18 protein-coding genes are annotated in these 12,319 nt (G+C 67.3%); 1 reads left to right on the forward strand and 17 read right to left on the reverse strand.

Annotated features, from left to right (window positions below):
- Positions 1–51 precede the first annotated feature (51 nt).
- Genes SOM61_RS04830 through SOM61_RS04870 form a run of 9 tightly spaced genes read right to left on the reverse strand, consistent with a single transcriptional unit; the run spans position 52 to position 6,376 of the window.
- Positions 52–396, reverse strand: a complete 345-nt coding sequence (locus SOM61_RS04830) for a rod-binding protein (RefSeq protein ID WP_320473043.1) — start codon at positions 394–396, stop codon at positions 52–54.
- Positions 396–1,505 (reverse strand): flagellar basal body P-ring protein FlgI, encoded by a 1,110-nt coding sequence (locus SOM61_RS04835; protein WP_320473044.1) that lies wholly within the window; start codon positions 1,503–1,505, stop codon positions 396–398. The genes SOM61_RS04830 and SOM61_RS04835 overlap by 1 nt, the downstream gene beginning before the upstream one ends.
- A 7-nt stretch (positions 1,506–1,512) precedes the next feature.
- Positions 1,513–2,166: a flagellar basal body L-ring protein FlgH gene (flgH, locus tag SOM61_RS04840; protein ID WP_320473045.1), complete on the reverse strand. Its 654-nt coding sequence runs from the start codon at positions 2,164–2,166 to the stop codon at positions 1,513–1,515.
- Positions 2,166–2,951 carry a flagellar basal-body rod protein FlgG gene (gene flgG / locus SOM61_RS04845; protein ID WP_320473046.1) on the reverse strand — a complete coding sequence of 262 codons (786 nt, stop codon included), beginning with the start codon at positions 2,949–2,951 and terminating at the stop codon, positions 2,166–2,168. The genes flgH and flgG overlap by 1 nt, the downstream gene beginning before the upstream one ends.
- 30 nt (positions 2,952–2,981) lie before the next feature.
- A complete protein-coding gene (locus SOM61_RS04850) occupies positions 2,982–3,707 on the reverse strand; it encodes a flagellar basal body rod protein FlgF (RefSeq protein ID WP_320473047.1) in 726 nt (241 codons plus the stop codon).
- A gap of 9 nt (positions 3,708–3,716) precedes the next feature.
- Positions 3,717–4,904, reverse strand: coding sequence for a flagellar hook protein FlgE (locus tag SOM61_RS04855; protein WP_320473048.1), 1,188 nt, complete (start codon positions 4,902–4,904; stop codon positions 3,717–3,719).
- 11 nt (positions 4,905–4,915) lie between these two features.
- Positions 4,916–5,599 (reverse strand): flagellar hook capping FlgD N-terminal domain-containing protein, encoded by a 684-nt coding sequence (locus SOM61_RS04860; protein ID WP_320473049.1) that lies wholly within the window; start codon positions 5,597–5,599, stop codon positions 4,916–4,918.
- A gap of 2 nt (positions 5,600–5,601) precedes the next feature.
- A complete protein-coding gene (gene flgC, locus SOM61_RS04865) occupies positions 5,602–6,006 on the reverse strand; it encodes a flagellar basal body rod protein FlgC (RefSeq protein WP_320473050.1) in 405 nt (134 codons plus the stop codon).
- A 10-nt stretch (positions 6,007–6,016) separates the two neighbouring features.
- Positions 6,017–6,376: a flagellar basal body protein gene (locus tag SOM61_RS04870; RefSeq protein WP_320473051.1), complete on the reverse strand. Its 360-nt coding sequence runs from the start codon at positions 6,374–6,376 to the stop codon at positions 6,017–6,019.
- A 113-nt stretch (positions 6,377–6,489) separates the two neighbouring features.
- Here SOM61_RS04870 and flgA point away from each other — a divergent pair, with 113 nt between their 5' ends.
- The gene (gene flgA, locus SOM61_RS04875; protein WP_320473052.1) at positions 6,490–7,152 is read left to right on the forward strand and encodes a flagellar basal body P-ring formation chaperone FlgA; all 663 of its coding nucleotides are present in this window, start codon (positions 6,490–6,492) and stop codon (positions 7,150–7,152) included.
- Between the two features lie 4 nt (positions 7,153–7,156).
- Here the strand turns inward: flgA and SOM61_RS04880 are convergent, their stop codons facing one another.
- The 8 genes from SOM61_RS04880 to SOM61_RS04915 form a co-directional block, all read right to left on the reverse strand.
- Positions 7,157–7,918: a glucosaminidase domain-containing protein gene (locus tag SOM61_RS04880; protein WP_320473053.1), complete on the reverse strand. Its 762-nt coding sequence runs from the start codon at positions 7,916–7,918 to the stop codon at positions 7,157–7,159.
- On the reverse strand, positions 7,905–8,333 hold the full coding sequence (gene flgN / locus SOM61_RS04885) for a flagellar export chaperone FlgN (protein ID WP_320473054.1): 429 nt from the start codon (positions 8,331–8,333) through the stop codon (positions 7,905–7,907). The genes SOM61_RS04880 and flgN overlap by 14 nt, the downstream gene beginning before the upstream one ends.
- 2 nt (positions 8,334–8,335) lie before the next feature.
- Positions 8,336–8,599 carry a flagellar biosynthesis anti-sigma factor FlgM gene (gene flgM, locus SOM61_RS04890; RefSeq protein ID WP_320473055.1) on the reverse strand — a complete coding sequence of 88 codons (264 nt, stop codon included), beginning with the start codon at positions 8,597–8,599 and terminating at the stop codon, positions 8,336–8,338.
- 29 nt (positions 8,600–8,628) lie between these two features.
- Positions 8,629–9,576, reverse strand: coding sequence for a flagellar motor protein MotB (locus SOM61_RS04895; protein ID WP_320473056.1), 948 nt, complete (start codon positions 9,574–9,576; stop codon positions 8,629–8,631).
- 3 nt (positions 9,577–9,579) lie between these two features.
- A complete protein-coding gene (motA, locus tag SOM61_RS04900) occupies positions 9,580–10,491 on the reverse strand; it encodes a flagellar motor stator protein MotA (RefSeq protein ID WP_320473057.1) in 912 nt (303 codons plus the stop codon).
- A gap of 31 nt (positions 10,492–10,522) precedes the next feature.
- Positions 10,523–11,251, reverse strand: a complete 729-nt coding sequence (locus SOM61_RS04905) for a FliA/WhiG family RNA polymerase sigma factor (RefSeq protein ID WP_414674932.1) — start codon at positions 11,249–11,251, stop codon at positions 10,523–10,525.
- A 31-nt stretch (positions 11,252–11,282) separates the two neighbouring features.
- The gene (locus tag SOM61_RS04910) at positions 11,283–11,735 is read right to left on the reverse strand and encodes a flagellar basal body-associated FliL family protein (protein WP_320473058.1); all 453 of its coding nucleotides are present in this window, start codon (positions 11,733–11,735) and stop codon (positions 11,283–11,285) included.
- A 3-nt stretch (positions 11,736–11,738) separates the two neighbouring features.
- Positions 11,739–12,319: flagellar hook-length control protein FliK (locus SOM61_RS04915; RefSeq protein WP_320473059.1), on the reverse strand; the 581-nt coding region annotated here is incomplete at its 5' end.

The raw sequence follows: 12,319 nt of genomic DNA on the forward strand, positions 1-12,319 counted from the left end.
TTTTTTGTATAAATCGAATCGCGCCCGGGATCCGATCCGTTTGCCCAACTTCTAGCGCTTGCCGGTACCGGCGCCCGGTACCAGCTGGCGCAGGATGGCATCGGCGATGCCGAAGGCGCGCTGGCCGGCCATGTTGCCGGCCACCAGGTCGTCGGCCATGTCCTGCATGTCCTGGTTGACGCGGTTGTTGAAGACGCTGTCCTCGCTCGCCATTTCGCGGGTCGAGGCGCGCATCGTGCGCAGCATGTGGCTGATGAAGAAGCGTTCGAACTCGACCGCGGCCTCGGTGGCTTTCGCCACGTAGGCCGGGTCGTGTTCCGGCTGGCCGGCCGCGGGGGCCACCGGCGCCTCGCTGGCGGTCTTGAGCGCGTCGTTGCGCAGGTCGTCGATGCGCATCAGATCACCACCAGTTCGCCTTCGATCGCGCCGGCCTGGTCGAGGGCCTGCAGGATCGCCATGATGTCGTCGGGCGAGGCGCCCAGGCTGTTGACGGTATCGATGATGGTCTGCAGGCGCGCGCCCGGCGGCCAGCGGAACATCTGGCCCGAACCCTGGTCGACCGACAGCTTCGATTCCGGCGTCACCGCGGTCTGGCCGCGCCCGAACGGGCCCGGCTGGCTGACGTTCGAGCTTTCCGAGATGATCACCTTGAGCGAGCCGTGGGTCACGGCGGCCGCCTTCACGCGCAGGCCGTCGGCGATGACGACGGTGCCGGTGCGCGAATTGAACACGACCTTCGGCACTTCGATGCCGGCTTCCACGCTGATGGCGTTCAGGCTGGCGACAAAAGCGACGCGCTCGGTCGGGTTCTCGGGGGCGATGACTTCGACGCTGGTGCCGTCGAGGGTGGTGGCGATCGGACCGTAGCGCTTGTTGATCGCATTGACCACGTTGGTGGCGGTCTCGAAGTGCGGCTGGCGCAGGCGCAGCATCACCTGTGGGCGGGTCGCGAAGTCGGTCGCGATCTCGCGCTCGATCAGGGCGCCGTTCGGCACCCGGCCGGCGGTCGGGGTGTTGACGGTGACCGAGGACCCGCTGCGGCCGGTGGCGTTCAGGCCGCCGACCACCACATTGCCCTGGGCCAGGGCGTAGATCTCGTTGTCGGCCGCGCGCAGCTGGGTGAGCAGCAGGGTGCCGCCGCGCAGGCTCTTGGCGTCGCCCAGCGACGAGACGGTGACGTCGATGGCCTGGCCGCGGCGGTAGCCGGGCGGGAAGGTGGCCGAGACCATGACGGCGGCCACGTTCTTGTTCTTGGCGTCCTCGCCCTCCGGCAGGCGCACGCCGAACTGCTTGAGCATATTGATGACCGACTGGCTGGCGAACTTCACTTGCGTGGAGTCGCCCGAGCCACTCAGGCCCACCACCAGGCCGTAGCCGACCAGCGGGTTTTCGCGCACGCCTTCGACGCTGACCAGGTTGCGCAGGGCTTGCGCGGCGCTGGCCGGAAGGGCGGCGCAGCCGAGGGCGGCGGCGAGCAGGAGCGGAACGATTCGGTGCAAGTTCATGTGATCCTCAGAACGGCATCAGGGGGCTGTTGAAGAAGCGCGTCAGCCAGCCTGGCTGGTTGGCGTCGGCCAGCGCACCGCGCGCCGAGTAGGCGATGCGGGCATTGGCCACGCGCAGCGAGGACACGCGGTTGTCGGCGTCGACGTCGGCCGAGCGCACGAAGCCCTTCAGGCGCACGAATTCCTCGCCCTGGTTCAGCATCAGGTTCTTTTCGCCGGCCACGCGCAAGAGGCCGTTGGGCAGCACTTCCTGCACGATCACGGTCAGCGAGCCGGACAGCGCATTCTGCTGGGTGCTGGTGGCGTCGCCCTGGAAGTCGCGCTCGGCGGTGATGTCGACCGCCGCCTTGTCGTAGACCTTGCCCAGCGCCGCCAGCGGCGAGATGCCGATCGACGAACCCTTCGAGATGCTGGTGCCGGCGCGCTTGCTGGCCTGGGTGGTCTCTTGCAGGATCACGGTGACGGCGTCGCCCACGCGGTAGGCGCGGCTGTCGGAGGTCAGCGAGACGGTGTCGGCGGTGAACACGCCGCCCGAGACGCCGCCGCGCGCCATGCGCTGCAGCGGCATGTGGTCGTCATCGTCGTCGCGCATGGCGACCTGCGCCGGCGTGGCGCAGCCGGCCAGCAGGACGATGCCAAGCAAGGCGGCCAGGGTTTTCATCAGCGCGCCGCCTGCGACAGGTATTGCAGCATATTGTCGGCCGCCGACAGCACCTTGGTGTTCATCTCGTAGGTGCGCTGGGCGGCGATCATGTCGACCATCTCTTCGACCACCTGCACGTTCGAGCCTTCCAGCGCGCCCTGTTTCAGCGCGCCGAAGGCGGCGTCGCCCGGACGGCCTTCGTTGGGCGCGCCGCTGGCGGCGGTTTCCTGGAACAGGTTGTCGCCCAGGGCCAGGAGGCCCGTCGGGTTGATGAAGGCGGTCAGGTTGATCTGGCCGATTTCCTGCGGGTTCGGCTGGTTCGGGAAGGTCACCGAGACCACGCCGTTCTCGCCGATGGTGATGCCGGCGGCGTTTTGCGGAACCGTGATCTGCGGGACGATGGCCAGGCCCTGGGCATTGGTCAGCGTGCCGTTCGGGTCGAGCTTGAGCTGGCCGGCGCGGGTATAGGCCGGTTCGCCGTTCGGACGCAGCACCTGCAGGAAGCCGGCGCCCGAGATGGCGACGTCGAGCGGCTGGCTGGTGGTCTGCAGGCTGCCGTTGGTGAACGCCTTCTGGGTGCCGACCACGCGCACGCCGTTGCCGAGCTGGACGCCGCCGTTGACGGTGTTGTCGGCGTTCTGGGCGCCCGGCTGGGCATCGACCTGGTAGAACAGGTCTTCGAACACGACGCGGTCGCGCTTGAAGCCGACGGTGTTGACGTTGGCCAGGTTGTTGGCGATCGCCTGCAGCTTGGCATCCTGTGCCTGCACGCCGGTCTTGCTGATCCACATTGCTGGATTCATGGTTGCTCCTGTTGGGTTGGTGCGGCGGGGTTAGGCGCCAAGGAGCCGGTTGCCCGACTCGTTCATGCTGTCGCTGGCCTTGAACATCTTCATCTGCAGCTCGAAGCTGCGGTTCAGGCTCATCACGGCAACCATTTCTTCCACCGCCGAGACATTGCTGCCCTCGAGGGCGCGGCCGCGCACGGTGACGTTCGCATCAAGCGCCAGCGGTTGGCCATCGCGTGTGATGATCAGGCCTGCCTCGTTCTTGGTCAGCTGGGCGCCGTCGGCGCTGACCAGGCGCAGGCGGTCGATGATCTGGGTCACGGTGCCGCCTTCCGGCATCACCGAGATGGTGCCGTCATTGGCGATGTCGACCGCGGTGTGCGGCGGCAGCACGATGGGCCCGCCTTCGCCCAGCAGCGGGCGGCCATTGACCGACAGCGCGCCGTTGGCGTCGATGTCGATCGCGCCGGCGCGGGTATAGGCTTCGCCCGCTTCCCACTCCACCGCCAGGTAGCCGTTGCCGTTGACGGCGACGTCGAGCGAACGGCCGGTATCGCGTACCGCGCCGTTGCGGGTCGAGACGGCATCGGCCATGCTGCGCGAGAGGTGCACGTCGTCGAAGCCGTAGCCACCCAGCGCCTGGCTCGATACCAGCTCGATATTGGCGCGAAAGCCCGGGGTGTCGGCATTGGCCAGGTTGTTCGCGCGTACCTGCTGTGCTTGCAGGGTACGCTGGGCGCCGCTGACGGCGGTGAAGATGAACTTGTCCATGGCTTATGCTTACAGCGCCTGCATCAGCGATTGCATCATCTGGTTCTCGGCGGTGATCACCTTCGAGTTGGCCTGGTAGTTGCGCTGCGAGGTCATCAGGCCGACCAGTTCCGAGGTGATGTCCACGTTCGAGCCTTCCAGCGAACCCTTGGACAGCTTGCCGGCCAGGCCGACGCCCGGGGTGCTGTACAGCGGCGCGCCCGAGTTGGCGTTGGCGATCCAGGTGGTGTCGCTGGTCGGGACCAGGCTGCCTTCGTCCGGGAAAGTGGCGATGGCCACGGTGCCCACGACCTGCTGCTGTTCGTTGCTGTACTTGGCGACGATCGAGCCGTTCTCGGACAGTTCCACGCCGACGAAGGTGCCGGAGGCGTAACCGTCCGCACGGTTGGTCGTGGTCGTTGCCTCGCCGGCGAATTTGGTGGTGCCGGTATAGTCGAACGTGAAGTTCAGCGGCGCTGCGCTCGCCGGCGTCAGGTTGATGACGGGGCTGGTGCCGCCGCCCGTCAGCTGGCCAAGGCCGTTGAACGTCAACGTGTTGGTATCGGCTGGGTCAGGCGCTCCGCCATTGACGCTATAGTGCACGGCCACCGTGGTCGGACCGGTCTTGACGAAATATTGCGACACCGTATGCTGGGTGCCGACCGAATCGTAGACGACGGACTGCTTGACCATATTATAGCTATCGGAATTGGCCGGATTGAAAGGCGCGACGGTGGGGTTTTTCCAGTCGTCCGACATATTGCCCGTATAGGAGACCTTGGTGGACGCCACGGCCGGAATCTGACCGGTCGGGATCTCGATGTCGCCCATGGTGCCAATCACGCCATTCTGGGTCGGACCATAGCCCTGGACGCGCTTGCCGGTGGCGTCGACCAGGAAACCATCTGCATTGGTGCTGAAGATGCCGACGCGCGAGTACGAGACCACGCCCTGGGCGTCGCGGCTGGTGAAGAAACCGCGGCCCAGAATGGCGGCGTCAAGGCCGCGGCCGGTGGTCTGCAGGCTGCCGTTCTGGCCGATGTTCTGGGTCAGCGAACCGACCTGCACGCCGTTGGCCATGTCGCCCGCATACACCGACGAGAAGTTGGCGCGGCTGCTCTTGAAGCCGTAGGTGCCGGCGTTGGCGATATTGTTCGACAGGGTGTTGAGCTGCTCGTTGATGGCCTGGATGCCCGACAGGGCGATATTGAAGCTCATGGGGGAATCCTTTAGTTGGTGAACGCCAGGTCGGCGGAATTGTTTTTACCGTTGAAACCGGTGATCCAGCCCGGCTCGACTTCGCCGACGCCAGCCACCTGCATCAGGATGCCGCCGGTCGAGTCGAGGCGCACGCTGTTCAGGCGGCCGTTGACCTCGATCTTGGGCTTGGTGCCGTCCGATGCTTCGGCGGCGATGCTGTACTTGCCGGCCGGCAGGCCAAGCTTGGCCGGGTCGAGCGTGAATGCCTGGCCGCCGATGCCGTGCGGCGGCAGTTCGATCTTGGTCTGTTTGCCGGCGACGTCGGTCAGGATCACGTGGGTGAGGGTGCTGGCGCCTTCCAGGCGCACGCTGCCGGTGATCGGGGTATCGCCCAGCTCCACGCGGCCCGTCTCGACCGAGACCTGGCTGCCGACCTGGCCGCCCATCGCCAGCACCTGCAGGCTCTGCAGCATGGCGGCGCTGGCGGCGGTGGTTTGCGTCATGTTTTCCAGCGCCTCGGTCTGCGACAGCTGCGACAGCTGGTTGACGAAGGTGGCCGGATCGGACGGCTCCAGCGGATCCTGGTTGCGGATCTGCGCCACCAGCAGCTTGGTGAACATGTCCTTGTTCTCGCTCATCGGCACGCCGGCCGGGCGGTCATTGGTGGTGCTGTAATTGCTGCTGAAACCGAAGTTATTGTTGGTGGTGACCATGATCAGCTTTCTCCCATCCGGATCAGGGACTGCTGCATCGACTTGATGCGGCCCATGACCTCGACATTCGTTTCGAAGGCGCGCGAAGCGGCCATCATGTCGGCCATTTCGGCCACTTCATTGACGTTGGCGTAGTACACCATGCCGTCGGCATCGGCCAGCGGGTTATCCGGCTCGTGCATGCGGCGCAGCGGCTCGCTCGATTGCACCACGTCCAGCACCTGCACCTTGGCCACGCCTTCGCCGTCGAGCATGGCGGAGAACACCGGTTTCCTGGCGCGGTAGGCCTCGGCTTCGGTGGTGGCCGCGGCATTGGCGTTGGCCAGGTTACTGGCGATCGTGTTCATGCGCACGGTCTGGGCCGCCATGGCCGAGCCGGCGATCTGGGAAATGTCTTTGAAACTCATTCAGCGCTCCTTATTGGCCGGTGATGGCTTTGTTGAGGCCGCGCAGCTTCATATTGATGAAGGTCAGGCTGGTCTGGAAATCGGAGGCGTTCTGCGAAAAGGCTGCCTGCTCGACGCCGATCTCGACGGTATTGCCGTCGGCGCTCGGGTGGAAGGGGACGCGGAACAGGGGGCCATCTTCCGACAGCGTTGGCGCGCCATCGTCGGCATCCATGCGGTCCTGCATCACGGCGGCGAAATCGAGGTCGCGCGCCGTATAGCCTGGCGTGCTCTCGTTGGCGATGTTCGCTGCCAGCACGCGGGTGCGCTCGGCGCGCAATTGCAGCGCATCGGCACTGACGCCGAGCGCTTCCTTGAAATTAATCGACATGGCGATTCTCCGGTGAACTGCAGTGAGTTTGGTTAGAATGGGCCTTTCCGCCTGACCCGTATTGTCCAATGATTGCTTTCCGCAAGGCAACTCTAAGTATTGTAACCTGTCTGTTGTGCACCACAGCAGGGGCGGCGCAAACTCTTTCCGTAGAGATAGAACAAGCCGCGCGCGAGCAGCTCGAGAGGGGCGCCGATGCCGTCGGGCTGGGCGATCCCCAGTTCGACCTGACGGTCTCGAGCAGCCGTCCGCCGCCCGCCTGCAAGGGGCCGGTGGCGGTCGAGGCGATCGATACGCGCCAGCCGGCGCGCATGCGCTTCGTGGCGCGTTGCCCCGATGGCAATGGCTGGCGCCACGATTTCGTGGTGCGCGCCCGCATCTCGGCCCTGGTGGCGGTGACGGCGGCGCCGGTGGCGGCCAACCGCGAACTGACCGAGGCCGACGTCACGCTCGAGCGGCGCGACATCAGCCAGGTGCGCGATCCGATCGGCATGCTCGACGAAGCCGTCGGCCAGTCGAGCCGGCGCAGCCTGCGCGCGGGCGAGGTCCTGCGCGCCAGCCAATTGGTGGCGCCGATCGTGGTGAAACGCGGCGAGGCGGTGGTCATGACCGCGCGCCAGGACGGCATCGAGGTCAGCATGGCGGGCGAGGCGCTCGACGCCGGTGCGCGCGGCGCCGTGGTGCGGGTCAAGAACAACGCCAGCGGCCAGGTGGTGCGCATGCGGGTGCTGGGCGCCGGCGCCGTGCAGCCGATCGACATGCCGCTGGGCGAATAAGAGTTCATTCCTTCGATCCCTGCAGAGCGCCCGCGATGCGGGCCAGCTTGGCGGCGTAGCCGGGGTCGGTCGCATAACCGCCGCGCGCCAGGCCCTGGGCGAAGGCCTGGGCGTCGCTGCCGGTATTCAGGGCGCCGCGGTAGCGCGGATTGTCCATCAATACCCGGGTGTAGTCCTGGAAGGCGCTGGCCGCGTCCGGATAGGCGCGGAAGCGCTCGCGCGTCTTGAGCGCGGCGCCATTCACGTATTCGGTGGTGCTCGAGTCGCCGGTCGCGCCATTCCAGCTGGCGCCGGCCTTGATCCCGAACAGGTTGTGGCTGCTGGCGCCGTCGGCGGTGCGCAGCGGGCGCTGGCCCCAGCCCGATTCGAGCGCGGCGTGGGCCTGCACCAGTTCCGGCGCCACGCCCAGGCGGTCGGCGGCCTGGCGTGCCCACGGGGCGATGCTGTCCAGGAAAGCCTGCTGCTCGGGGGTATTGGCGGCCGCGCCGCCGCTGGCCGTGGCCGCATCCACCTGTTCTTCTTCACCCATGATCAGGCCGCTGGCGCGCAGGCGCAGCAGGGCGCCTTCCGCGGAGAGGCTGCTGGCCGCGCCGCTGCCGGCGCCGGCATCGCCATGCTGGATGTAGGCGGTCACTTCGCCCTGCAGCTCGCTGAACAGCCGGCCGAAGCTGGCGTCGCCGCCGCCGCCGAGGCCTGCGGTGGGACGGGTAGCGTTGGTTGCCGCGGTCGGCGCCGTCGACGCGATCGACAAATCAGCGTGGCGCATAGATCTCGTCCTCGCCGTGCAGCACGCGCTGCATCACGGAATACTGCTCGGCCAGCAGGCGGCCGTTGCGCATGGTCGCCTCTTTGCAGACGCGCACGATGGCTTCCAGTTCGGTCCAGGCGGCGTCGAAGGTTGTGCGGGCGCCGGCGGCCAGGCTGGCGCTGTACTGGGCCATCGAGGCGTCCGGGCCGAGCAGGGCGCGCACCAGGCTCAGGCGCTGCTGGCGGCGCGCTTCCATCGCCTCGAGCAGCGGCGCCAGGCCGTCGGCCAGGGCGGTCAGCTCGGCGCTGCGGTGGCGCACGGCGGCCTCGAACTGCTGTTCCAGCAGCGTGTGGATGGTGGCAGCTTCGGCCAGGTCCTTCTGGACGCCTTCGAGCAGCAGGGTATTGGCCTGTTGGCGGGTAAGGGTGGCCATGCTCAGCGTCCTCCGTGGAATTTCTGGATCAGGCCGGCCAGGCGGCCCGGATCGAACGGCAGCTCGCCGCGCGCCAGCGCATCGCGCAGCTCGGCCACGCGGGCGGCGTCGAAATCGGGCATCGCGCGCATCGCTTCGGCGGCCGGTTTCAGCACTTCCGATTGCAGGGCGGCGGCCGGCGCGGCAGGCGCCTCGGTCTGCACCGGCACCGACATGGTCTGGGCGCCGATGGTGACGGTGGATACGGACGAGCCGGTGATTTTCATGCGGTTACCTCGGGATTTCGGTTGGATCGTCATGGCGAAGTCGGCAGTTGGCCGCGCAGTTGTTCCAGGTCCGCGGCGTCCGGCATGGCGACCGATGCGCCGCTGCCCAGCGCCGTGACGTGGCTGCCTGGCGCGCCGAACATATTCGCCACCGCGCGCGACTGGGCGCTGGTCAGGATCAGGAGTTCGATGCGGCGGTTCATGCCGTCGAGCGGGGATTCCGGATGCAGCGGGCCGCGGTCGGCCATGCCGACCACCTGCAGCACGGTGCTGCTCTGCATGCCGCCGGTGAGCAGCTGGGCGCGCGCGGCCAGCGCGCGGTCGGTCGACAGCGCCCAGTTCGAGTAGCCGCCCTTGTCGATGCCGGCGTAGCGGCTGGAATCGGTGTGGCCGATGATCAGCATCTGGTTGCGCATCTGGGCGAACAGCGGACCCATCTTCTGCAGCAGGCGCGCGAAGCGGCCGGTGGGCAGCGCGCTGCCGCGCATGAACATGCCCTGCTTATCGGTGTCGTGCAGCATCACGCGCAAGCCGTAGGGCGTGACCACGGTCGAGAGGTTCGAGGCCAGGCCGGCGCTCTCGGACAGTTCGGTCAGGGCCTTCGACAGGGCGGCCAGGTCGGCCGGGGTCTCGTAGGCGGTGCGCGGGGCGCTCGGGCTGCCCGGGTTGCTGGTGCCGGCATTGCCGGTGCGCGGGACTTCGAAGCGCTCGATCAGGCTGCCGCTCGGCTCCGTGGCGATCGCCGGCTTCTGGCCCTGGCCCTCGAGCATGCCGGAGTCGGTTGCGTCGCGCACGATCGCCTTCAGGTTCTGCTGCTCGCGCGCGGCGATCAGCCACAGCACCAGGAACAGCGCCATCAGGGCCAGGCAGAAGTCGGCGAACGCGACTTTCCAGGCGCCTCCGTGCTCGTCGTGCTGGTGCTTGCCCCCGCCGCGCTTGACGATGGTCGATTCGTGCTTGTCGTTCGGTTTCGACACGTGTTACCCCGTCATGCGGTCGCTGCCGCGGCGCCGCTTGTTCTGCGATTCGTCTTCGCCGCCCATGGCGTTGATCCACTGTTCGAGCTGGGCGAAGCTGGGCTTGGTGTTCAGCTGGATCAGGCGCCGGCCGGCGTCGATCGCCAGCAGGGCCGGTTTGCCCGCGACGTGGGTGCACAGCACGACCTTCACGGTCTCCATGGTCGAGGCGTCCGAATTGACGGTCTGCTTCATCAGGTTGGCCAGCGGCTCGAGCACGCCGTAGCAGAAGAAGATGCCGATGAAGGTGCCGACCATGGCCGCGCCCACTTTCTCGGCGATCTCGCCCGAATCGGCGCCGCCCGAGACCGAGTACATGGCCATCACGATGCCCAGCACCGCGGCCAGGATGCCGAAGCCCGGCATCGCTTCGGCGATCTTTTGCAGCGATTTCGACGGCTGGGTCAGCTCTTCGTGGATCGCTTCCAGCTCCTGCTCCAGCACGCCTTCCAGCTCGTGGGCGTTGATCTTGCCCATGGCCATCAGGCGAAAGTTGTCGACGATGAAGGCCAAGAGCTTCGGCTCGCCCAGGATCGCCGGATAGCGCTGGAACAGCGGGCTTTCGGCAGGCGCCTCGACGTGGGCGTCGAGCGCCTTCAGGCCACCGGCGGCGGTCTGCAGCAGCTCATACATCAGGAGCAGCAGCTGGCGCTGGAATTCCGAGTCGTGCTTCTTGCGCGCCGCGACCTTCTTGAGCTGATGGCCCATCTCGGACAGCACGTGCTTCGGATTGCCGAGCACCAGCGCGCCGAAGGCGGCGCCGCCGATGATCAGAATCTCGACCGGGTGGAAGATCGAGGCGAAGGTGCCGCCCATCAGGGTGAATCCACCGAAGATGGCGCCGAGCACGATGGCGATGCCGAGTAATTGCTGCATGACGTAGGGCCTTTTTTCTTTGTAATTCGGTTCAGTCGCGCTGCAGCGCGGCCTTCATCTTGGCCAGCGCGCTCTTGTTGAGCTGGCAGACGCGGGCGTCGGACAGGTCGAGCACGGCGGCGATTTCCTTGTAGCTCAGTTCGAACTCGTAGATCATCTGGATCACGCGCTGCTCCTTTTCGTTGAGGGCGGACAGCACCTGCTCCAGGCTGCGGCGCACCATGAACTGTTCTTCGGGGCCGGGCGTGTGATGGGCTTCGCCGACCGCTTCCTGCAATACTTCATCGAAGCTGAGCATTTCCTCGGCGCTATCGTCGAGCAGGTACTGTTGATACTGTTCCGCGGACAGGCCCAGGGCCTCGGCCGCTTCCTTCTCGTTCGGCTCGCGCCCCAGGCTGCGGGTCAGCGCGCGCAGGGCATCGCGCTGGCGATGGCTTTCCTGGCGCACCGCGCGAGGACGCCAGTCCTGGCGCCGCAGCTCGTCGAGGATGGCGCCGCGCACGCGCAGCGCCGCATAGCTCGAAAAGCCGGCGTCGGGCTGGCCGTAGCGGCGCAGCGCTTCGAGCAGGCCCATCAGGCCGATCTGTTCCATGTCCTCGCGCCCGAGCGCTCCCGAGACCTGGCTGCCGAGCTGGCGCGCGATGCGCTTGACCAGCGGCGCATAGGCCAGCAGGTGGCGTCCCTCGTCCTGGGCGCTCATGCCGGCGCTGGTCGCCGCATCGCCGTAGTCGGCGGCGGCAACGTCGAGGTAGTCGCTCATATAGGCCACGTGGTCACCAGGCGGGTTCGCGTCACTCGATGATCAGCTTGCCGACCATGACTTCGGAAAACGGCTTTACGTGGTTTTCCTTTTCATAGTTGGCGTTGAAGACCTTGTTCAGCTCGGACGCGTACTGGTCGACCGACATGCTTGAGGCTTCGGCCAGGGTGCGCGCCGACAGCGCCGACACGGCGATGCTGCGCAGCAGCGGCAGCTGTTCCTTGGCTTCCTTCTCCTCGGCCGGGGTGGTGGCCAGCACCAGGTCGACCGACAGGTAGTGCGCGGCCTGCTCGTTCGGCGCGCGGCGCAGCATGACGATCACCTTGTCCAGGGTGACGTACTTGGTCAGCTTCTTCTCCGGGGCCGGCTTGGCTGCGGCGGCGCCGGCGGCCGGGGCCGGGTTCATATACCACATGGCGCCGCCGGCGGCGGCGGCGGCCGCTACTGCGACGCCGGCGAATGCGATGATCAGTTTTGCTTTCATGGTCTAGTCGCGGTCATTCATCGAAAACAGGGAACCGGCGTCGCCGGCATCGTTCAGGGCCAGTCCGGGCGTGCGCTGGCGCTGTTGCTGCTCTTCCTGGCGGCCGCGGCCTTGGGCGTCGGCGCCCGGCTGGTTGGATGGCTGGTTGCCGGCCTGGGCGGTGGATTGGGCGCGCGGGGTCTCGCTCACATTGACCGAGACGTTGCTGTACTGGCGTCCGGCCAGGTCGTTGCGCAGGTTGTCGCTGACCGTGTTCAGCTGGCGCAGCACTTCGGTATTGGTGGCGGCGATGTGCACTTCCAGGTTGCCGCCGCTGTGGCGGATCGAGATGTCGATCCGGCCCAGCATCGGCGGCTCGAGGCGGATCGTGGCCTGCTCGGCGCCGCGGCCGAGCTGCACCTGAAGGCGGTCGCCCAGCGCTTCCTGCAGGGTCTGGCGCCAGGCGGTGGGCGGACCGGCCAGGACCACGCTGCCGGCGCCGCGCGCGGCGGCCGGCTGGCTCTGGGCGCTCACGCCGGCGGCGGCGGTGGTCGGCGCGGTGTCGGGGCCGTCGCGCGAGGCGTCGGGGGGGGGGGGGGTCGGTG

The organism is Massilia sp. CFBP9012, from assembly GCF_034045115.1.
GTDB lineage: Bacteria > Pseudomonadota > Gammaproteobacteria > Burkholderiales > Burkholderiaceae_D > Telluria.